Source organism: Pseudomonas sp. GL-B-26 (genome assembly GCF_019947405.1).
Classification (GTDB): Bacteria; Pseudomonadota; Gammaproteobacteria; order Pseudomonadales; family Pseudomonadaceae; genus Aquipseudomonas.
In genome coordinates this window covers 24,781-46,016 of the sequence record NZ_JAGYGJ010000052.1, presented here as the reverse complement: position 1 = coordinate 46,016, position 21,236 = coordinate 24,781, and the positions used below count along the sequence as shown (strand labels likewise).

18 protein-coding genes are annotated in these 21,236 nt (G+C 59.6%); 12 read left to right on the top strand and 6 right to left on the bottom strand.

Annotation, left to right across the window (positions count from 1 at the left end; all coding sequences use genetic code 11):
• Positions 1 to 196: 196 nt before the first annotated feature.
• Positions 197 to 1,960, bottom strand: coding sequence for an L-lactate permease (locus tag KGB23_RS25695; protein ID WP_150657372.1), 1,764 nt, complete (start codon positions 1,958 to 1,960; stop codon positions 197 to 199).
• 172 nt (positions 1,961 to 2,132) lie between these two features.
• Here KGB23_RS25695 and KGB23_RS25690 point away from each other — a divergent pair, with 172 nt between their 5' ends.
• From KGB23_RS25690 to KGB23_RS25680, 3 genes are all read left to right on the top strand, one after another.
• Positions 2,133 to 2,369, top strand: a complete 237-nt coding sequence (locus KGB23_RS25690; protein ID WP_046049268.1) for a hypothetical protein — start codon at positions 2,133 to 2,135, stop codon at positions 2,367 to 2,369.
• 42 nt (positions 2,370 to 2,411) lie between these two features.
• Positions 2,412 to 2,849: a DUF1801 domain-containing protein gene (locus KGB23_RS25685; protein WP_223433069.1), complete on the top strand. Its 438-nt coding sequence runs from the start codon at positions 2,412 to 2,414 to the stop codon at positions 2,847 to 2,849.
• A gap of 626 nt (positions 2,850 to 3,475) precedes the next feature.
• Positions 3,476 to 4,879: an MFS transporter gene (locus KGB23_RS25680; RefSeq protein ID WP_223433068.1), complete on the top strand. Its 1,404-nt coding sequence runs from the start codon at positions 3,476 to 3,478 to the stop codon at positions 4,877 to 4,879.
• Between the two features lie 57 nt (positions 4,880 to 4,936).
• Here the strand turns inward: KGB23_RS25680 and KGB23_RS25675 are convergent, their stop codons facing one another.
• From KGB23_RS25675 to KGB23_RS25665, 3 genes are all read right to left on the bottom strand, one after another.
• Positions 4,937 to 5,863 carry a sugar ABC transporter substrate-binding protein gene (locus KGB23_RS25675; protein ID WP_223433067.1) on the bottom strand — a complete coding sequence of 309 codons (927 nt, stop codon included), beginning with the start codon at positions 5,861 to 5,863 and terminating at the stop codon, positions 4,937 to 4,939.
• Between the two features lie 239 nt (positions 5,864 to 6,102).
• A complete protein-coding gene (locus KGB23_RS25670) occupies positions 6,103 to 6,891 on the bottom strand; it encodes a TIM barrel protein (RefSeq protein WP_223433066.1) in 789 nt (262 codons plus the stop codon).
• Complete coding sequence (locus KGB23_RS25665; protein ID WP_223433065.1) at positions 6,888 to 7,910, bottom strand: Gfo/Idh/MocA family oxidoreductase; 1,023 nt, start codon at positions 7,908 to 7,910, stop codon at positions 6,888 to 6,890. The genes KGB23_RS25670 and KGB23_RS25665 overlap by 4 nt, the downstream gene beginning before the upstream one ends.
• A gap of 193 nt (positions 7,911 to 8,103) precedes the next feature.
• On the opposite strand from KGB23_RS25665, the gene KGB23_RS25660 reads away from it, so the two are divergent.
• Positions 8,104 to 10,113: a sigma-54-dependent Fis family transcriptional regulator gene (locus KGB23_RS25660; RefSeq protein ID WP_223433064.1), complete on the top strand. Its 2,010-nt coding sequence runs from the start codon at positions 8,104 to 8,106 to the stop codon at positions 10,111 to 10,113.
• On the opposite strand, the gene KGB23_RS25655 is transcribed toward KGB23_RS25660, so the two are convergent.
• Positions 10,093 to 11,142 (bottom strand): LacI family DNA-binding transcriptional regulator, encoded by a 1,050-nt coding sequence (locus KGB23_RS25655; protein ID WP_223433063.1) that lies wholly within the window; start codon positions 11,140 to 11,142, stop codon positions 10,093 to 10,095. The genes KGB23_RS25660 and KGB23_RS25655 overlap by 21 nt on opposite strands.
• 180 nt (positions 11,143 to 11,322) lie before the next feature.
• Between KGB23_RS25655 and KGB23_RS25650 the strand changes: the two genes are divergently transcribed.
• The 6 genes from KGB23_RS25650 (at position 11,323) to KGB23_RS25625 (ending at position 16,896) form a co-directional block, all read left to right on the top strand.
• A complete protein-coding gene (locus tag KGB23_RS25650) occupies positions 11,323 to 12,435 on the top strand; it encodes a fatty acid desaturase family protein (RefSeq protein WP_223433062.1) in 1,113 nt (370 codons plus the stop codon).
• A gap of 37 nt (positions 12,436 to 12,472) precedes the next feature.
• Positions 12,473 to 12,793, top strand: coding sequence for a MocE family 2Fe-2S type ferredoxin (locus KGB23_RS25645; protein ID WP_008151778.1), 321 nt, complete (start codon positions 12,473 to 12,475; stop codon positions 12,791 to 12,793).
• Between the two features lie 18 nt (positions 12,794 to 12,811).
• Positions 12,812 to 14,053, top strand: coding sequence for an NAD(P)/FAD-dependent oxidoreductase (locus KGB23_RS25640; protein ID WP_223433061.1), 1,242 nt, complete (start codon positions 12,812 to 12,814; stop codon positions 14,051 to 14,053).
• 1 nt (position 14,054) lies between these two features.
• The gene (locus tag KGB23_RS25635) at positions 14,055 to 14,891 is read left to right on the top strand and encodes a sugar phosphate isomerase/epimerase family protein (RefSeq protein WP_223433060.1); all 837 of its coding nucleotides are present in this window, start codon (positions 14,055 to 14,057) and stop codon (positions 14,889 to 14,891) included.
• A gap of 119 nt (positions 14,892 to 15,010) precedes the next feature.
• On the top strand, positions 15,011 to 15,946 hold the full coding sequence (locus tag KGB23_RS25630; RefSeq protein ID WP_223433059.1) for a Ppx/GppA family phosphatase: 936 nt from the start codon (positions 15,011 to 15,013) through the stop codon (positions 15,944 to 15,946).
• A 509-nt stretch (positions 15,947 to 16,455) separates the two neighbouring features.
• Positions 16,456 to 16,896, top strand: a complete 441-nt coding sequence (locus tag KGB23_RS25625; RefSeq protein WP_223433058.1) for a cupin domain-containing protein — start codon at positions 16,456 to 16,458, stop codon at positions 16,894 to 16,896.
• A 13-nt stretch (positions 16,897 to 16,909) separates the two neighbouring features.
• Here the strand turns inward: KGB23_RS25625 and KGB23_RS25620 are convergent, their stop codons facing one another.
• Positions 16,910 to 18,340 (bottom strand): MFS transporter, encoded by a 1,431-nt coding sequence (locus KGB23_RS25620; RefSeq protein WP_223433057.1) that lies wholly within the window; start codon positions 18,338 to 18,340, stop codon positions 16,910 to 16,912.
• A 133-nt stretch (positions 18,341 to 18,473) separates the two neighbouring features.
• Here KGB23_RS25620 and KGB23_RS25615 point away from each other — a divergent pair, with 133 nt between their 5' ends.
• Together KGB23_RS25615 and KGB23_RS25610 are read left to right on the top strand one after the other, a co-directional pair.
• Positions 18,474 to 19,364 carry a LysR family transcriptional regulator gene (locus KGB23_RS25615; protein WP_223433056.1) on the top strand — a complete coding sequence of 297 codons (891 nt, stop codon included), beginning with the start codon at positions 18,474 to 18,476 and terminating at the stop codon, positions 19,362 to 19,364.
• A gap of 481 nt (positions 19,365 to 19,845) precedes the next feature.
• On the top strand, positions 19,846 to 21,234 hold the full coding sequence (locus KGB23_RS25610; protein ID WP_223433055.1) for a diguanylate cyclase domain-containing protein: 1,389 nt from the start codon (positions 19,846 to 19,848) through the stop codon (positions 21,232 to 21,234).
• Positions 21,235 to 21,236 lie beyond the last annotated feature (2 nt).

Below are 21,236 nucleotides of genomic sequence, written 5' to 3'. Positions count from 1 at the left end.
CAAGCGAGGTCCGAAGGTGCCCAAAACAAAGGAGTGGCTTGAAGGCAAAGCCGCGAATGCCCACGTGTCGACGGATCGGGTGCTCAAGGCCGCTAAAGTCAAAAGACCTTGAAAGGGCTGGCTGTAAGAGCGAAACCGCCAGCCGCCACTCCCGCAGAAACGGATATGCCCCCCATCCCATCCCGAACTACATCAATCAATGCCCCCCAACAACCATATGACTGAACGGCGCCACATACGCCTGCAACGTCACCAAACCACCGACCAGAATGGCCAGGATGATCGAGTGGAAAAACACATAACGCAGGATTTCCCCTTCATGCCCGTACCAGCGTGTCGCGGTGGAGGCCACCACGATCGACTGCGCGTCGACCATCTTGCCCATGACCCCGCCGGAACTGTTGGCGGCAGCCATCAACACCGGGCTGATCCCCAGTTGCTCGGCGGTCACCCGTTGCAAGCCGCCGAACAGCACGTTGGACGCCGTGTCCGAGCCGGTCAAGGCTACGCCGAGCCAGCCGAGCAGGGTGCCGAACATGGGGTAGAAGATGCCCGTCGCGGCGAAGGCCAGGCCCATGGTGGCGTCCAGGCCTGAATAGCGGGTGAGGAAGCCCAGGGCGAGCATCGCGACGATGGTGATCAGCGAGTAACGCACGACCCAGATCGTTCGCAGGTATTGGTGGATCAGTTGCGGGATGGAATAGCCCATCAGCAGTCCGCCGAGGATCGCCGCCAGCAGGATGCCGCTACCGGTGCTGGTGAGCCAGGTGAACTTGTAGACCGCATCCTCGGTTTTAGGTGCGGGCACTACGGGCGGGACCTTCTCGATCTGCTGGTGAATCGTGGTGAACGTCACGACCGGAGCGAAGATCGGGTTCGCTTCGCGCATCGGTTTGCCTTGCGGGTCGAGCTTGGCCGAGTGGGTGGCCGGATCAATCGCCGGGCGAGTATCGAACATGTTTTTGAAACCCTGGGTGCCCCAGGCGAACACGAACACGGTGAGGATGATCCACGGCATCCACGCGCGCATCACCGCAGGCTTGGCATCGCTGGCAAAGGTCGCGCTGGCGACGGGTTTTTCGTCATGCTCTTCGGCTATTTTGGAATTGTCGACGCGCCCGGACAGCGCGGCGGAGGTATGCACGGTGGCCGGTTTCCAGACTCTGAGGAAACCGGTCAGGCAGGCCATGGAAATCAGCGCGGCGATCACGTCCACCAGCATCGGCCCGTGGTAGTTGGACACCAGGAACTGCGGCACGGCAAAACTGACCCCGGCCACCAGAATCGCCGGCCAGATTTCCAGCATCTTGCGCCAGCCGGCGAATGCCCAGATCAACCAGAACGGCACGATCACCGAGAAGAACGGCAATTGCCGGCCGACCATCATCGACAGTTCCATTTCATCCAGCCCGGTCACCTTGGCCAGGGTGATGATCGGCGTGCCCAGCGCACCGAACGCCACGGGCGCGGTGTTGGCGATCAACGCCAGGCCAGACGCGGCCAGTGGCGAGAAGCCCAGCCCGATCAGAATCGCCCCGGTCACCGCCACCGGCGTACCGAAGCCTGCGGCCCCTTCGAAGAAAGCACCGAAGCAGAAGGCAATCAGCAGCAGTTGCAGGCGTCGATCATCAGTGATGCGCGCCAGGGAATCCTGCAGCACTTTGAACGAGCCGTTCTCGGTGGTCAGCCGATGAAGGAAGATGATGTTGAGCACAATCCAGCCAATCGGCAGCAAGCCGTTGGCGGCGCCGTACAGTGCGGCCGAGCCGGCCATGTTCGCCGGCATGCCGAAGGCGAAGATCGCGATCACCAGCGCCGACGCTAGGGCCATCAATGCGGCCAGATGCGCCTTCACATGGAAAAACGCAAGGGCTGCCAGCATCACCACGACCGGCACTGCTGCCATGAGGGTTGAAAGTATCGGGTTGCCGAACGGATCGTAGATTTGCTGCCAGACCATGTTCCACCTCTGCTTTTTATTGTTGGGAGTGCAGACCCCGAGGGGGCGGTGGCTTCTAGTATAGGTGGCATTACGCCGCTGTCCTGGCAGGCCTTTTAGTGGGCCGCACTGAGCTAACATGGCCAATGGGTAAATGCGCTACTCGGACTTTAACGACGGGAGAAATGCAGCCATGACTGAACGCCATATGCACCACAAGGAAACGCTGTCGAACGGATGCAAGATCGAGGTCAAAACCGAGATCTTGAAGGACGGCTCACTGGGGATGTTCATCGGTGTTTACCGGCCGGACGGCACCGCCATTTTTGAGGACCACGATCCAAAACCGCATCTGCTGGACATGGAGGCTGCCTTTGACTGGGGGATCGAAAAGGCCAAGACCCTCGGCAACAGTCAAAAAACGTTGTAAAGCCCGGTTTTGAATACCCTCATGAAGAAGGCGACAACCACCATGAAGAAAGAGCAGGTCGGTGCAAAAGAGGAAGAGGGCGCAGATTCGGCCTCTCAGCTGATAGACGCGAGAATCAAGGAACTGGGCGATTGGCGGGGCGAGACGCTCGCTCGGGTCCGCACGCTCATCCAGCAGGCCGACCCCGACGTGGTCGAGGAATGGAAGTGGCGGGGGGTTCCAGTGTGGTCGCACGCCGGAATCATCTGCACCGGCGAGACCTACAAGCAGGTCGTGAAGCTGACGTTTGCCAAGGGCGCCTCGCTTGAAGACCCTTCAGGCCTTTTCAACGCCAGCCTCGACGGCAACACTCGACGTGCCATTGATTTGCATGAGGGCGACACGCCCGATGAGAAAGCCTTGAAGGCGCTCATTCTCGCTGCCGTGGCGCTCAACACATCGACAGCGGCCGCTCGCACTAAACCGGCTGCGAAATCCTGATCCGTCTTCGCCGACCTGGCAGTCGAAAACCACTCTGACGAGATGACTGCTATCGATGTCTCTCGTCATGAGCTTTTTAAGTGCGTTGTCGTACAACAATGTTTAATCTTCAAAACCTTCATATCTCGCTGACAACACCCGATACATCCCAGTGCTAACTGGCCCACAGACTACGTCCTCTGGACCTGATCGAATTTCTATCGAGCAGCCTTTGTCGAGACGAACGGATGTTTTTTCAGATTGACAGCCCGGTAGTGAACTCGATATAAAAGGCGTAGTTGTACGACGACAGACGATCATCGGCTGTTAAACACTAAAAATAAAAACGAGTGTCGGCCCCATCATGAATACAACTCGCCCGCGCATCGCCCTGAATGCCGCTTCCTATGGTTCGACCTTGACTGCTTGCCCATCCCCACAGTCAGGCCTGTCGCATACGACTGTCCCACCAAACGCCCGATAGCTCTTGCCAAATGTCCAACTCCAGCCGCTGAGCATGGGGTACCCATTTTCGAGCCCGCAATACAGTGGCGTGGACTCATCGCGTTTTGGCGATGCTTCGCGACACAATTGATCTCGCTTGAAACCGAGAGATCATCACCATAATCCAACAATAAAGTGATGCCATGAATCTGAACGAGCCCATCAATCCGCAACGAATCGGCCAGGCCGTCGGCAAGTACCGCTGGACGATTTGCGCGCTGTTGTTTTTTGCCACCACCGTCAATTACCTGGACCGCCAGGTACTGAGTCTGTTGGCGCCGGATCTGTCGACGCAATTTGGCTGGAGTAACACCGATTACGCGAACATCGCCTCCGTCTTTCAGTTTGTGTACGCGATTTCCATGCTGTTCGCCGGCCGCTTCGTTGACAAGATCGGCACCAAGACCGCCTATGTGGTAGCGATCTGCATCTGGTCGACCGGCGCGATCATGCACGCCTTTGCGGAGCCAATGGGCGAGGGGATTGCGGGTATCAGCAGCGCCTTGGGCCTTGCCGTGATCCCTGTTTCAATCGCCGGTTTCATGCTGTCGCGCGCCGTACTGGCGATCGGCGAAGCGGGTAACTTCCCGATTGCGATCAAGGCCACCGCCGAATACTTCCCGAAGAAGGAGCGTTCCTTCGCCACCGGTATCTTCAACTCCGGCGCCAATGTGGGCGCGATCCTGGCACCGATCAGCGTGCCGCTGATTGCCGGCCTTTGGGGCTGGGAAGCGGCGTTCATCGTGATCGGTGCGTTGGGCTTCGTTTGGGTGGCGGTATGGATTGCGCTGTACGAAAAACCGGAGCAGCAAAAGCGTCTGTCGGTGCAAGAGCTGGCCTACATCCGCAGCGATCAGGGCGCACAAGCGCTCACCGGCACTGACTCGGGTGCTGCGGCCAAAAAAGTATCGTGGTTCAAGTTGCTGACCTATCGCCAGACCTGGGCCTTTGCCTTCGGCAAGTTCATGACCGACGGCGTCTGGTGGTTTTTCCTGTTCTGGCTTCCGACCTACCTGTCGGCGCAATACGGCATGAAGGGCCAGGCCATCGTGTTGCCGCTGGCCGTGCTGTACAGCATGACCATGGTGGGCAGCATCGGCGGCGGCTGGTTCCCGAGCTATTTCATGTCACGCGGTGATGCGCCGTATGACGGCCGTATGAAAGCCATGCTGGTGATTGCTTTCTTCCCGTTGCTGGTACTGCTGGCGCAGCCATTCGGCTACATCAGTTTCTGGGTACCGGTGCTGCTGATCGGCGTGGGCGCATCGGCGCATCAGGCGTGGTCGTGCAACATCTTCACCACCGTGTCTGACATGTTCCCGCAAAAATCCATCGCGTCGGTGGTCGGCATTGGCGGTTTGGCCGGCGGCTTGGGCGGCGTTGTGATGACCAAGACCGGCGGTTGGGTGATCGACCATTACAAACTGATCGGCGATATCCATACCGGCTACATGATCATGTTTGCCATCTGCGCGCTGGCCTATCTGGTGGCGTGGAGCGTGATGAAGGCGCTGGTGCCACGTCATAAGGAAATCACCGACCTGTAAACGGCGACGCGCATGGCCTGCTGACTTCCTGTCGGCAGGCCATGCTCCCGTTTGATGTTACTTGTAGCGTTGCTCAAACACGGCCACTTGCTCCGGCATGATCAGCTGGAAGGGCACCCAGACATCCGTCTCGACCGGCTCCCCTTTGATCATTTTGATTGCCGCTTGCAGCGCGCTGGTCGCTTGCGCTTTGGGGTCTTGAAATACCGAGGCGACGAGCATCCCGCGCTTGATGGCCGCCAGGCCGTCGGGCAGGCCGTCGATACCGACAATCGCAATCTCGCCCTTGGCTTTGCCGGCTTGCTGCAATGCCATGGCGGCGCCGATGGCCATCTCGTCATTGTTGGCAACGATGGCATCAAAACGGGTACCTGCCAGCAGCCAGTTGCTGGTCAGGTCCATCCCTTTGTTGCGCTGCCACTCGGCACTTTGTTGTTCGACGATCTTGATCCCCGGATAGTCCTTGAGTACCTGTTTGACGCCTTCAGTACGGTCGTGCGTGGAGTTTTGCGCGAGGTCGCCCATGATGATCGCGATGTTGCCTTTGCCCCCCAGCTTGTCGGCCAGGTAGCGCATCTGCAGTTGACCGGCCTCAATGTCATTGGACGCCACCGTGACCACGCCTTTGGGCAAGACGCGTTCGTCCGGGTGGCGATTGACGTAGACCAGCGGTGTCTTCGCCTCGACGGCGGCGCGCGTCATGTTGGCGGTGGCAGCGGTGTCCACCGGCAAGACAATGACGGCATCCACTTTCTGGCTGAGGAAACCCTCGACCTGATTGAGCTGGCGAACCACATCACCCTGGGCGTCCTCGAACTGGATCTGGACGTTCTCCTTTTTGGCGGCCTCTTCCAGGCCGCTACGCACGTAGGTCATGAAGTTGTCGTCGACCCTGGCAATGCTGACGCCGATGCGATAGTCGGCGGCGGCCCATTGGCTGAAGAGTAATAACAGCGTGGCAAAAAGCAGTGTGCAACGACGCATGATGGTTTTCCTTTTTTGTTATGAGTCGACATTCAAAGCCGCAATGCGATCTGTAGCAGCTGTCGAGCCTGCGAGGCTGCGTTCGGCTGCGAAGCAGTCGTCAAACCAGAACTTGCGGTGTATCAGGTAAACCGCATCAGCCGGACTCACGACTGCTTCGTCCGAACGCGGCCCGAACCGAACGCAGCCTCGCAAGCTCGACAGCTGCTACAAAGAGTGCGTTGCAGCTGGCATTAGGCTCAATCCAGTGTGAAGGCTTGTCGAAAGCGTTCCAGTGCTGCTTCGCTGTCGCCGCTGGCCCAGCCCTCGAGCCCGACGACTCCGGTGTATCCCATGCCGAACAAGGCTTTGGCAATGGCCGGATAATGGATTTCACCGGTGCCCGGTTCCATGCGGCCGGGGACATCGGCGACCTGGATTTCCCCGATGGCGCTGCCTGCGCGCTGGATCAGTTCGATCAGGTTTCCTTCGCCGATCTGGGCATGGTAAAGGTCCAGGTTCATCTTCAAATGCGGGCTGCCCACGGCCTCGATCAACGCCAGGGTGTCGTCGGCGCGAGCGAAAGGGGTGCCGGGGTGGTCCACCTCGGTATTGAGGTTTTCCAGCAAGAATACCCGGCCTGCTTCTTCGCCCAGGCGGGCGATTTTTTCCAGGGTCTTGCAGGCGCTCAGCCACATGCGCCCAGTGGTGAGGGCCACGGGTTTGACCGGCAAGCCTTTGTCGCCCAGGCCAGTGCCGTGCAGGTTCAGGCTCGGGCAATTCAGTTGGGCGGCGACGGCCAGCGATTCTCGTGCGCTGTCGAGCAGGTGCTGGATGTCTTCGGGGTCGGTCAGATTGCCCGAGATGTAACCCGTCATCGAGGTGAAATCAGCGCCAGTGGCGACAAGGGCTGGAATGTCTTTCTGCGTCCAGCCCCAGAGTTCGGCGCTGAAGCCCTGCGAGTGAATTCGTTTGACGCGTTCGGTGAACGGCAGGTCGAGGAAGACCATCTCGGCACTGATCGCCAGTTTGAACGGTATGAAACTCATGAGCGGGCTCCTTGCACGCGCACCGCTTTGCCTTGCTGGAACGACTCGATGCACGCGCGGGCAATGGCCAGTGCCGCCCGGGCATCTTCGCCGCTGGCGAGGGGTTTTTCGCCGGTACGCAGGCAGTCGACAAAGTGGTTGAGCTCGGCCACATACGCATCACGCAGCAGGTCGGTGTCCAGGCGCTGGGTGTCGGCCTGGATGCCATTGGCCAAATAGCGAACCAGGTCAGACTCGTTGACGCTGCCCATGGTCAGCATGCCCGCGCTGCCGAACACTTCCCCCCGAACATCGTAGCCATAGACGGCCTGGAAATTGGCCTCGGCCGTCGCGATGGCGCCGTTGTCGAAACGGATCGTGACCACTGCAGTGTCGAGGAAGCCCTTGTCCTTGAAGTCCGGTGCGATCAGGGCATCGGCCATGACAAAAACCTCGACCGCTTCGGCTCCGGGATTCAGGTAGCGCAGGGTATCGAAGTCGTGAATCAGGGTTTCGAGGAAGATCACCCACTGCGGCGAGGCGGCCGGATTGTTCAGCGCCGGGTCGCGAGTCAGCGAGCGCAGCAGTTGCGGCGTACCGATACGACCGGCGACCACGTCCAGATGAGCCGTGCGGAAGCTTTTGGCAAAGCGCCGGTTGAAACCGACTTGCAGCGTCACCCGGGCGTCGGCAGCGGCGGCGATGGCGCGGTCGGCTTCGTCAAGGGTGATGGCCATGGGTTTTTCACAAAACACCCCTTTGCCGGCGCGGGCCGCACTGATCACCAGTTCGGCGTGGCTGCGGGCAGGGGCGGCGATCAGGACGCCGTCTATTTCCGGGTCATCGAGTAATTGCTGTGGATCGGTATAGACCCGCTGCACACCTAATTCTGCCGCGAGGCGGGCGGCCTGACCGGGTGTCGGGTCGGCGATGGCGGCCAGGCAGGCACCGGGAATGTGCCGGGCGGCAGTCAGACCGTGAAAGCTGCCCATGCGGCCAGCACCGATGAGACCCAGGCGGATGATCTTGGACGTACTCATGAAATGACTCCCTTTTATTGTTGTTCAATGACTCGACAGCAGGAATGTCCTCGCTGGTACAAAGCAGGGAGCAAGGGCTGTGCCAATATTTAAGTCATTGATACTTAAGGGAGTATTTAAAGGTGTTTGAAATAAGTGTTCATTCAAATGACATGTCTATACTGACATGTCAAAAATATGAACATAGGAGCAAATGGTGATCCCACAGCCAATGGCCTTCAGCGTGCAAGACCTCGACTACATTACGGCGCTCGGTCCGGCGTCGTTAAACGAAGGACCGATCGCTGAGCTGGAGCAGGCCTGGCTGGCGTGTCTGAACGGTCGCACCGATCGACCTGTCGGGGTCAGGCAGGTGATTTGGGACTCCTGGTTGCGCAGCGTCAGTGCCGGCCTCGATCCGGATGATGGCCAATACCGTTTTGTCGCCCCCGACGTGCTGGCCGCAACGCTGGCGGCCAATCGTGTGTTGATCACGGCGGCGGCGGAGGTCATGCGTGGGTTGCTGGCCTACAACCCCCGGGGCCATATCAACCTGACCGATGCCGAAGGGACGACGCTGTATTTCTGCGGCCTCGATCTCACGCCGGTGGGCAGCCGGCTGCTGGAGTCGGTGCAAGGCACCAACTGCACGGGGCTGGCGCTTGCCGAAGACCGATTGGTATATGTGCTGGCCGAGGAAAACTTCGGGATCGGCCTGCGTCGGCGGCGCATGCATTGTGCCGCCGCGCCGATCAGGGATGCGCAGGGCCGGACACTGGCCATGCTGACCCTGACCGCAGAGCCGGGCTGGTTTCATTTTCATACCCTCGGCACTGTCCAGGCAGCGGCCGAAGCGGTCTCGCGGCAGATGGCGCTGCAAGCATTGCTGGAGGAACAACAAACCGTGCTTGAAGTGCTCAACGAAGGACTGGTGGTGCTGGATGAGCGGGGCTGCATCAAGGCGCTCAACCGTTACGCCCGCCAATTGTTCCGCGTGGGCCGGGACCTGCTGGGCAGTCCGTTCCAGCGCTTGGGCCAGAGTGAACTGACCGATGAGATTCTGCTGCGAGGCGGGGAAGGGCTGCGGGATCTGGACTGCACGTTTGAATTGCATGATCGCAGTCAACTGGCGTGCCTGGTGTCCGTGTGCTCGCTGGAGCAGGGTGGACGCATTGTCTCGTTGCGGGAGAACCGACGCATCCGGGAAATTACTCGCCGGATCATCGGCACCCAAGCCAGTTACACCTTCGAGACCATTCAGGGCAATTCGCGAGCGATACAGGACGCGTTGCACCTGGGGCGGATTGCCAGTCGCAGTGATTCGACCACGCTGATTCTGGGTGAAAGCGGCACAGGCAAGGAGCTATTCGCCCAGGCGATCCATAACGCCAGTGACCGTAGCAGCGGTCCTTTTGTGGCCGTCAATTGCGGGGCTATTCCGCGAGATCTGGTGCAGAGCGAATTGTTTGGTCATGTCGAAGGCGCCTTCACCGGATCGGCGCGCGGAGGCTCTGCCGGGAAGTTCGAACTGGCCGATGGCGGAACGATCTTTCTCGATGAAATCGGTGACATGTCGTTTGATGCCCAGGTCAGTCTGCTGCGCGTCTTGCAAGAAGGCGAGGTGACACGCGTGGGCGCGAAAAAATCGCAGCAGGTGAACGTGCGCATCATCGCTGCTACTCACCGCAACCTGAGTCAGGCGGTGGCCGAGGGTGCTTTCCGCGAGGATCTTTTTTACCGGCTCAATGTCCTGAACCTGACGGTTCCGCCGCTGCGGATGCGCCACGAAGATGTGCCGTTACTGGCGCGCCATTTTCTCAGCCGTTGCGCCCGCTCACTGCGCAAATCGGTGCAGGGCATCTCGCCAGAGGCGCTGGATATTCTGTCGGCCTACCACTGGCCGGGTAACGTTCGCGAGCTGGAAAACACCATTGAACGGGCGACCAACCTGGCCGTGACCGAACTGATCCAGCCGGGTGATCTACCGCTTGAAATCAAGCAAAGGCAGCGGCCATCGGCGCCGGGAAGTGTGCCCGAACCCCGGACCGCCCTGGACCTTGGCGCCCATGAAATGAATGCGATCATTGCGGCCCTGAAGGATACCCGCGGCAACATCCGCCTGGCCGCCAAACAGCTGAATGTTTCTCGGGGTGGGTTGTACAACAAGATGAATCGGTTCGGACTGAGTGCCGATGCTTTCCGTTCAGGGCCGGGCATTCTCTGACGTGACGATCTGCAATGGAATATGGATGCGATGCCGGGCCGGATCGAAGTCCGGCGCGGCCTGCAATTCCAGCAGCAAATCGACCAGCGCCGCCGCCAGCAATCGCGGCTGGGAATCGATGACCAAACTGATCAAACCCTGCGACAAGGCCTGGCGCGACAGTTCGGTCGATTCCTGCAGGATGCAGCACAGCGACGGCCGCTTCGGTAACTGCGACAGGGCACTGATGATGCCGTCGCCGCCACCGCCGACCACGCACAAACCCCGCAAATCGTCATGCCGCGCCAACAATTCCAGGGTCGCCTCTTCGGTGATGTCGCAATTATCCAGATTGATCACCGCTTCAAGCAGGCGCAATCCGGGTGCGTGTTCCGTCAGGTAACTGCGCAGCCCCTCCACCCGTGCCTGATGGCCGAGAAAACGGTGGCCGCCGAGCAACACCCCGACGCTGCCTTTGCGCGCACCACAGGTGTGAGCCATCAGCCAGCCCATGGTGCGCCCGACCTCAAGATTATCCTGGCCGACGTAAGGCTCATTCGCGGCCTCATCGATGTCGGACAGCAGCGCGATCACCGGCACGCCGGCCTCTCTGATCTGGGCGATGGCGGCATTGATCAGCGGGTGAGCGAAGCTGACCACTGCCAGACCATCGCACTGCACCGCCAGTTGTTCGATTTGAGCAACGATGGCGCTCGGTGTGCGATCGAAAACGTACTCAAACTGACAGCTCAGGTTGGCGCCGGTGTGACGCTGCGCCGCCTCGGTAATGGCGGCGGCAACATTGGAATAGAACGCCTGGGCGGTACCGAGCAAGAGGATGCCGAAACGATAACTGGGACGCCGTTCGCGGATCCGCTGACCGATCAGCCGGGCGGCGAAATAGCCGACGGCTTCGGCGGCCTGGAATACCTGCTCGGCGGTGGCCGGACTGACCGGCGCCCTGGCGTTGAGTACCCGGTCCACGGTGGCGACACTCAACCGAGCGTGCTCGGCGACCGTGGCGATGGTGGGGCGTTTAGTGTTGGTCATGGCGGGTCCCGAAAACGCCTTGATAGAAAACTATCAAGCCTTGCTGGGCCTGGATGATAGCTTGATAGGGAATGTATTCAAGGGCTTGAGGGTAATCTTTGGGCTCTCTATCTTTTCTCCAACGATGTGATCCCGCGTCGAAAAGTGCCTGAAACCATCAAGCTTGCGGAGAACAATAAAATGCCTGAACAAAACGCAGCCTATGAACACCGCGGTAAACCCGTGCCTCGGGATTATCGATTGATCGGTCCCGAAGCCGCCAAAGCGGCGCAAAAAGGTTTGGTCTCGGCCAACTGGTACCAATCGCCCATTTCTCGTAAACGCATGAAGGAATTGATGCAGCGCCGCGACGGCCCGGCCTTGCGCGATACCGCGATCTGGTTGCTATCGATGGTCCTCACCGGTTTCGGCGGTTACTGGTTCTGGGGTTCCTGGGCCTGCGTTCCATTCTTCTTCGTCTATGGGCTGCTTTACGGTACGGCGTCCAATGCCCGCTGGCACGAAGCGGGTCACGGTACGGCGTTCAAAACCCGCTGGATGAATGACGCGGTCTACCAGCTGTCGAGCTTCATGTTCATGTTCGAACCTCAAGTCTGGCGCTGGAGCCACGCACGGCACCACACTGACACCATCATCGTCGGTCGCGATCCTGAGATCGTCGAGCCGCGTCCGCCGAGCCTGATTAATATGGTGCTGAGTCTGTTCAGGATGCCTTACGCGTTGAAGACGATGGGGTCAGTCTGCCGGCATGCAATGGGGCGGATGGATGAAGAAGAGCAGACGTTCATCCCGGAATCCGAGTGGCCCAAGGTGGCGAGGGACGCGCGCGTCTGGCTGGTGATTTATGGGCTTGTCGTGGGCACTGCACTGTATTTGCAGAGCTGGTTGCCGCTGATGTTTATCGGTCTGCCAACCCTTTACGGCGGCTGGCTGTCCTACCTGTTTGGCCTGACGCAACATGTCGGCCTGGCCGAAGATGAACTCGATCACCGCAGCAACTGCCGCACGATTTACATGAACCCAGTGCTGCGCTTTATGTACCTCGACATGAACTATCACCTTGAGCACCACATGTATCCGATGGTGCCGTTTCACGCGCTGGCGCAGCTTCATGAGGAAATCCGCCACGACTGTCCGCCGCCGTACACCAGTCTGTTCGCGGCCTTCAAAGAAATCCTCCCGACAATCTGGAAGCAGCGCAAAGACCCGACTTATTTCATCCGTCGTCCTTTGCCACAATGCGCAGAGCCTGCCGCCAGCACCCAGGCAAAACCTGAAGTAACGCCGGCCTGACACCTTCCTGTCTGTACCCCTAACAAGAGAAAACGCCATGACCGATCAATGGATCGATGTATGTGCCGTGGGCGAGATTAATGAAGAAGACGTCATTCGTTTCGACCATGGCCAGCACACCTATGCCGTCTACCGCTCCGCCGACAGCGAGTTCTTCGCCACCGCGGGCCTGTGCACCCACGAATCCATTCACCTGGCCGATGGCCTGGTGATGGAGCATGTCATCGAGTGCCCCAAGCACAACGGGCGTTTCGACTACCGCTCCGGCAAAGCCCTTGGCGCCCCGGTGTGCGTCAACCTCAAGACCTATCAGGTGCGGGTCGAGGCGGGGCGTGTCCTGCTGGCCATTACGGTTTAATTGCAGGGAGTCAGTGCCATGAATTCTGCCAATGCTCCACTGGTCATCGTCGGCGCCGGGCATGCGGGTGGCCGCGCCGCGCTGACCCTGCGTGCTGAAGGTTATAGCGGTCGCCTGATTCTGATAGGCGATGAATCCCACCCTCCGTATGAACGCCCGCCGCTGTCCAAGGGACTGTTGCAGGGCACGGTAGATCTGGCGGGCTACAGCTTGTGCGACAGCACTCGACTCGCCGAACTGGACATTGAACACCTGGCCGGCAATCCGGTGAAAAGCCTGGACCCGCAGCGGCATCGTGTGCAGTTGGCCGACGGTAGCTGGCTGGCCTATGCGCGTCTGTTGCTCGCGACGGGAGGGCGCTCGCGGCGCCTGGCCTCTGTGCCCGAGCATCTGGGCAACGTGCTTTATCTGCGGACACACGACGAAGCGCTGGCGCTGCGTGCTTCGTTGCGGCCCGGTGCTCGGTTGGTGATCATCGGCGGCGGCTTCATCGGCCTCGAAGTCGCCGCAACCGCCCGTGCCTTGGGTTGCTCCGTCACCTTGCTCGAAGCCGGACCGCGTCTGGCGGGTCGGGTGTTGCCGGAGCAGCTGTCCAGCGTCCTGCTGGAACTGCATCGCCGCCAGGGCGTGGAAATCCGCTTGAACGTGGTCATTGAGGCGGTGCAAGGCAACGCTTGCGTCGAGGCGGTGCAACTGATCGACGGTGAGCTTCTGCCCTGCGACCTGGTGGTAGTGGGCATCGGCATGCAACCCAACATTGAATTGGCCGTGGCGGCGGGGATCGAGGTCGGCCAGGGCATCCGTGTCGATGCTCAGTTGCGCACCAGCGCGCCTGACATCTTTGCGGCGGGCGATGTCTGTGAGTTTCAGCTGCACCCGCAAGGGGTTTTCCAGCGTCAGGAAACCTGGCGCAACGCCGAGACCCAAGGCCATCACGCTGCCCTGAATCTGTTGGGCGGCGAGCAACCTTTCGCGGTCATTCCCGGTTTTTGGTCTGATCAATACGACTGGGGATTGCAGATTGTGGGCGTGATCTCGAACGCCGAACCCTCGGCGAGCCGGGCAACCCCGGAGGGCGGTTTTCTGTTGTTCTACCTCGATGCCGAGCAACGTCTGCAAGGTGCTTGCGGCTGGGGCCAGGGCAATAGCGTCGCCAAGGACATCAAGTTGTGCGAGCGGCTGATCGCCAACCATAACTACCTCTCGGTGGACGCACTGGCCGATGCCGCTGTGCCTCTCAAACAACTGCTCAGGAGCTGACATGCGTGAATTTCTGGTGTTTCAGTCCCTGTGGGCCATGCAAGATCAGCACGGCCAATGCGACCTTCCGCTGGAAGCGCAGCTGGAGAAAATCGCCGCCGCCGGCTTCGATGGGATCACCGACCATTTCTGGGTCGCGCCACATGCAGCACGCCTAAGTGCCGCCGCCAGGGCGCAGGGCCTGCAAATCGAAGGTCAGCTGTTCCCTCGCACGGTGGATGATCTGGCGGCAGCGATCGATGTCGCCTCCTGCTATGGCTGCCACCACCTCACGCTGCAAGCTGACGTCCGGCCGCGCACGTTGGCGCAAGCGATCAAGCTGATCGAAGGCTGGCAGCGTCTGGCGGAACAGGTGGACTTTCCGATCCTGCTGGAAACCCACCGCTATCGCCTCACCAGCGACCTGTTGTTCACCCTCGACATCCTCGCTGAAATGCCCGATCTCAAACTGTTGGCCGACTTGTCCCACTATGTCGTGGGCCGCGAATTGCCAGAGCCGGCCGCTGCCGAGGACGACGAGCAGATCCATACCCTCCTGCGTCACAGTTGGGGTTTCCATGGTCGTGTTGCCAACGGCGAACAGGTCCAGGTGCCTTTGAGCTTCGCCCAGCATCGACCCTGGCTGGAGCGTTTCCTCGGCTGGTGGCGCTATGGGATCGAGGATTGGCTGGCCCGACCGAACACACCCAAGAGTCTGTCCTTCACCTGTGAACTCGGTCCGCCGCCGTATGCCATTACGGGTGCTGACGGAGGCGAAATTACCGATCGCTGGGCCGAGGCGTTGATGCTGAAGGAGCTGATGCGCAAGGTCTGGAAGGAGTGCCAGGTACAGAAATGACCCGCGATCCGGGTGTCTGCTCATCCGTAAAGGGCCGCGGGTGTCATCTTGGCGTCATCGACCCCATGGCAAGATCCTCGCAAACCGCCTAGAGCGCTCAGCTTGCAAGGAATCCCCCCATGAAAGGAGACGCCTCTCTATTTGCAGCCATTGACCTTGGTTCTAATGCGTTTCGCATGATGATCGGCCAGTCCGTCAGACGGCGTCAGGGGTTCGTGATCCAGGAAGTGAAAACCTTGCGTGAACCTGTCCGTTTGGCGGAGGGGTTTCAAGGCGGCGCGCTGGACGAGTTGGCTCTGGATCGGGGATGGCAAGCGCTCGCGCGATTTGGCAAAAAGTTACGCGGCTTCGAGGCCGGTCGTGTGCGGGCGGTGGCGACCAGCGCCGTGCGCGAAGCCGACAATGCGCAACTGTTTTTAGCCAGCGCGGAGCGGCATCTGGGGTTTCGGATTGACGTCATCTCTGGGCATGAAGAGGCCCGACTGGTGTACGCCGGTGTTGCCCATACCATACCCGGTACCGAAAACAGGCGACTGGTCGTGGATATCGGTGGCGGCTCCACTGAATTGATTTTGGGGCAGGGCGCTCAGCCCTTGATGACCGAGAGTATTGCCATAGGCAGCGGCAACTTCGGCGCGCGCTACTTTCAGGGGGGCTGTATCACGGCTCAGGCGCTTCTGGAGGCTGAGCGTGTAGCCACTGTTCAGTTTGAAAAAGTAGCGCGTCGTTATCGCGCGCTGGGTTGGCAGCAGGTGATTGGCTCTTCAGGCACCGCACGGATGCTGGCCAAAGTCCTCAAGGCCAACGGGTTGAACGACGATGGCGAAAGCGGCATCACCTACAGCGGCCTGTTGCGTTTGTCGTTGCGCCTGCTTGACGTGGGGCATGTCAAACAGCTCGGCCTGGCGGGCTTGCAAACCCATCGCCAGAGCATCTTGCCTGGCGGTCTGGTGCTCATGCTGGCGGCATTCAAGGTATTTGGTGTCTCGCAAATGACGCCTTCCGAGCCGGGTCTGAGGTTCGGCGTTCTGCATGGCCTGATGAGTAAACACTGATCAGCTCGTGTCACGGGTGTTAGTGTTTTTCCATCCTGCCGCGCTCCCCACAGGGCAAAATCGTTCTAAAAAGCCCGCCTTGTGCTTTGGAGTTTGTACTACTCTTGAAGGTGTAGGTGAAGACGCAGACTGATGCGCAAGCGGATGGCGAGGAAACGTGGGGCGCGTTCCGAAGGGTACACGGTTAGAAAGATCTCCGCGCTGAGATCCAGCCCTTATGCCGTGTGAAGCAGGACAGCACAAAACTGTTCTGTGGGAAGCCTGATAAACCTTGTAAGCCGGAGACCAGCGCCGGCCACCTACTCGATTTACGAAGCCCGCCTTGTGCGGGCTTTTTCGTGTCTGCGGGATCCGCTTGTATCGGAACGTATCCGGTGCGCCTTCAGCTAACTCCGAATACAAATCCAAGGCATCTCGACACTTGCGCGATACACGGCGGCCTCCAAATAGAGCCACCGCATCCGCGGCAAGCTCCGCGCGCATTTCCGCGCACTGATTGGAGAAATGCCATGTCCCGTTTCAACCACCGTCTCTCTGCTGGCATGCTCGGCGTCGCCGTTGCCGCAGCACTTACGGCCTTCGCGAGCCTCTCTCAAGCACAAGAGACGCCTCCAGCAAAAAGCTGGCAGGCGGGTCTTCACCGCACCGATCTGCTGCGCCAGGACCTCGATGTCGCCGGGCGTGAAGTGATCCAGGTTCTCGTTGATTTTGAGCCGGGTGTGGTATCACCCAAGCATTCTCATCCTGGGGTGGAAGTGGCCCACGTGATTGAGGGCACGTTTGAATATCAACTCGAGGGTCAGCCTCCTATAACGCTCAAGGCTGGCGATTCCTTGTACATCCCCGCAGGCACTGCGCACGTCGCGAAGAACGTTGGCGCGAACAAAGCGTCTGAGCTGGCGACGTACATTGTGAAAAAAGACACACCACTGGTCGTGCTGGAAAAGTAAATGAGGTATCGGGTTACCGGCGGTCACGACGCACTGCCAACGCGCGGCTTCCCAACGCGATGGCCAGTGCGACAGCGATCAGCACCAGCGCCACGGCAAAGGTGATCCGCAGACCGCTGGCAACCGCTTCGGGTCGCGCCGTTGCAATGTCGACCGAGGCCGATGCGAGCGCGAACACCGCGCCCAAGGCGGACGCCCCCGTGATGAGCCCCAGATTGCGCGACAGGTTGAGCATGCCGGAGATGACGCCTCGCTGGTCCGGCTGAACATCCGCCATGACCGCCGTGTTGTTGGCTGTCTGGAACAGGGCATAACCGATGGTTATCACGACCATCGGCAAGAGGTAGCCGCCGATGCCAAACGCCTCCGGCAATACCGATAACGTGAGGCACCCGGTCGCCATGGCGATGAGCCCGGCGAGGGTCATGCGTGGGGCGCCAAAGCGGTCGGCAATACGGCCGGCGGGCACACCCGTCAGTGCCGCGACAAACGGCCCGACCGACAAGACCAGTCCAACCAGAACGGCATCGAGCCCCAGCCCATGCGCGAGATAGAAGGGCCCGACCACGAGCGTCGCCATCATCACGGTCGCGACGAGCAGGCTCATGGCGAGGCTGCCACTGAGCACGGGATCACGGAATATCGCCAATCGAATCAACGGTGAGGTGACTCGAACCTCGGTGAATACAAAGAGGCAAGCGCCGCCGCCCGCCGCCAACAGCAAGGCGATGTTGAACGGACCGAAACTGCCTCGTCCAAGGGTCATCGCCAGCGCATAAGCGGCGAGCGTCAACGCCAGCAGCAGCGTGCCCAGCGGGTCGAAACCGGCGCGATCGGTCTTGGGCTTCTGGCGATCGGCGGGCAAGTAGCGATACGCGAGCACTAACGTCAGCAAGCCCAGCGGTACGGTGATGAGGAAGATCGCCTGCCAGCCAAATCCGCCAATCAGCAGGCCACCGAGCGACGGCCCCATCGCGGTGCCAATCGCCGACATCGTCCCGAGCAAGCCCATGGCGCTGCCGGTTTTTGCCTTCGTCACCGTCTCGCCGACAAAGGCCATGGTCAGCGCCATCATGATTGCCGCACCGATTCCCTGCAGCGCCCGGGCGCCAATCAGCAGCCAGAGCGTGGGCGCCAAACCGCACAGGGCCGACGCCAGGGTGAACACGCCGATGCCGGTCAAGAGCAGCCGCCGACGCCCAGTGATATCACCGAGCCGCCCGACACTGACAATCAGGGTGGTAATTGCCAGAAGGTAGGCGAGGACGATCCACTGCACGTGCTGGAAGGAGGCATTGAACACCTGGGCCAAGGTCGGCAAACCCACATTGGCGATGCTGGTGCCGAGCGAGGACAGCAGCATCGACAGTGAAAGACTGGCCAGCGCCCACCGAACTGTTGGTGTCTGTTGTGCACGCTCTGCGACTGCACTGATTGATTTCATCTGTTCCTCTTTTCTGGCCACTCCCGAAGCGGAGCTATCAGAAAGTTACGCTCCGGCCTAACATGGCGGAAGGCGCACCGTTTGCACTTGATACGTGCGTTTAACGCCATATCACTCTGCCACGGGGCGCCGCATGTCCACTCCCGATTTCAATTTGCTGATCACCCTTGATGTGCTGCTCGCCGAAGGCAGCGTGGCGCGCGCCGCCAAACGCCTGCGCCTGAGCCCGTCGGCGATGAGCCGGGCACTGGCGCGATTGCGTGAAACCACCGGCGATCCGCTGTTGGTCAGGGCCGGACGCGGTCTGGTGCCCACCCCGCGAGCGCTCGAACTGCGCGAGCGGGTCAGTCAACTGGTGCAGGACGCCGAAGCGGTGCTTCGGCCTGCCGAGCAACCCGATCTCAGCCAGCTGAGCCGCACGTTCACGCTGCGCACCAGTGAAGGCTTTGTCGAGAATTTTGGCGCAGACCTGATTGCCCGCATCGCCGAGCAGGCCCCTGGCGTGCGGCTGCGTTTCATGCACAAGCCCGACAAAGACAGCACGTCACTGCGCGACGGGACGGTCGATCTGGAAACGGGTGTGGTGGGGAAGGCCACTGGGCCGGAGTTGCGTACACAGGGCTTGTTTCGGGACCGTTTCATTGGCGTCGTGCGAATGGGGCATCCGCTGAGCGAAGGCGAGATGACCCCCGCGCGTTATGCGGCAGGCAACCACATCAGCGTCTCTCGGCGGGGGCTCGACAAGGGACCCATTGATGAAGCCCTTGAGCTCCTGCAACTGGAGCGGTACATAGCAACCATCGTTGCAGGCTTCTCCACTGCGCTGGCGCTCGCCCGAGCGACTGACTTCATCGCCAGCGTTCCCGAACGGCACACCGCCAACCTGCGCGCCGGCATGCACAGCTTTGTGCTCCCTTTGTCTCTGCCGGCGTTCACTGTCGCCATGCTCTGGCATCCGCGGCTGGATGCCGACCCTGTGCATCGCTGGTTGCGTGGTTGCCTTCGAGAGGTTTGTGCTGAGTAAAAAATTGTCAGATTTGATCTAATGTTCATTATTGAAACAATGATGTTTCACTCGTGTAACTATTGCATGACTGTTCTGGTTCTATAAGTAAGTAATTTTGGTATAAAAATACTTTGAACTTATTAGTGTTCAGGCGGTAGCTAAAGCCTTTGTCGCAAATGGGAATTAACTGCTGATGCCGTTAAATGGCGCAACGCTATCAATGGTGGCCATTAACTAGTAGTGAGTATAGTTGTAACGATTGAGTTACTTAGTATGTATAACGTTATGAAATATAAGTATTTATTTTTTCTGGTGATAAGGCGCTTCATCGCGTCGAAACTCGATGAGTAAGGCGAGATCCAATTAAAATTAATGACGATATATTGGCGGCCTATATATCAAAAAATAACTTCATAATAATGCTGACGTTTTTCTGATGCGGTGCTAGTGTTTCTAACTCCTTTTAACCGTACTTGTCTGTCTGCAGAGGCCGTGCGTCATGCCGACTCCAACTCCACGGATTGCGATACTGGGTAATAGAGTTCCAAGCTTGAATCTTCCGGAGCTTGAGCACTTCGCCGATCTGGGCAGCTTGTTGGCTGCACCCGCCTTTGATGTCCTGCTGCTGGACCTGCCAGCGGTTTATGCCGGGCGGGTGCTTCGAAAGTTGCGCGCCATTCCCCCTTATCGCTACAGCCTCATTTACTGCTGCCGTGATCAGAACGGCTGGTGTGAAGCCTTGGGTGATGGCGCGTGCCCTGTCGATTCCAGTGAAACAAGAAGCCTCTGGGGGGTGTGGCGAGAACGTTACAGGTTGTTCAAACAGGGTTCTGCCCCCGAGCGTTTTGAAAGTCGGGTGCTTTCATGGTTGTGGTTGCGCGACAAGGCCCACATCTATGCCCTTCGAGACCCGGAGGTGCCTCAGCATTATCGCTATCCGTTGCTGGACGCCCTGGCTGATAACGAGCAGGTCAACTCGTTTGTCTGGCTCAGTTTGATGGTGCAGCAGGACTGGCTGGAGGAGGGGGTTCTGGTCGATCGCGTTCGCTTGTGTTCGGAGTGTGGCTCGGGCCGGCTCAATTACATTGATGTGTGTGCCGAATGTCAGGCCCTGGACATTTCACGACAGCCTTCATTGCACTGTTTTACCTGTGGGCATGTGGGGCCACAGGAATCCTTTCTCAAGGACGGGGTGTTGTTGTGCCCCAACTGCTTGAACCGGTTGCGCCATATCGGCACTGATTACGACCGCCCGATGGAGAACTATCGCTGTCGGTCATGTCAGGCGTTTTTTGTCGACGCCGAAGTGCAGGCGCGCTGCCTGGATTGCGGCCTGTCACACAGGCCTGACAAGTTGCGAGTACGCGAAGTCAGAGATTTTCGCCTGGCCGAGGCCGGCCGTTTCCGCTGCCGTCAGGAGTTCAGCGATCAAACGGTCCATCACTTCGGTCGACTCAATCTGTTAGGCGGCAAGGATTTCTATGACCTGCTGACCTGGCAGATGCAGGTCGTACGCCGTTACCAGTCGCCTGCCTTCTCACTGCTCGGTCTGCGCTTCGTCAACCTGGCCGGTACGTTGACTCGCCTCGGTGAACACCACGGCCATGCCTTCATCGATAGCGTGGCTGATCGATTGAAGGAAACCGTCAGGGATACAGACCGCTGCTCTCGAAGTACCGAAGAGTATTTCTGGATCATGCTTCCCCATACCGATGGCAACGGCCTGGAAACCGTCAAACAACGCTTGACCCGGGTCGCCGAGTTGTTTTCAGCACCGGAAGTCAGTGACATTTCCTTGCGTGTCGTCAGCATCACGGCGCCCCAGGATCTGCTCGAACAGGAAGATGGCGAACTACTACTGGCCCGTCTGGCCAGTGAGTTGGCGTGACC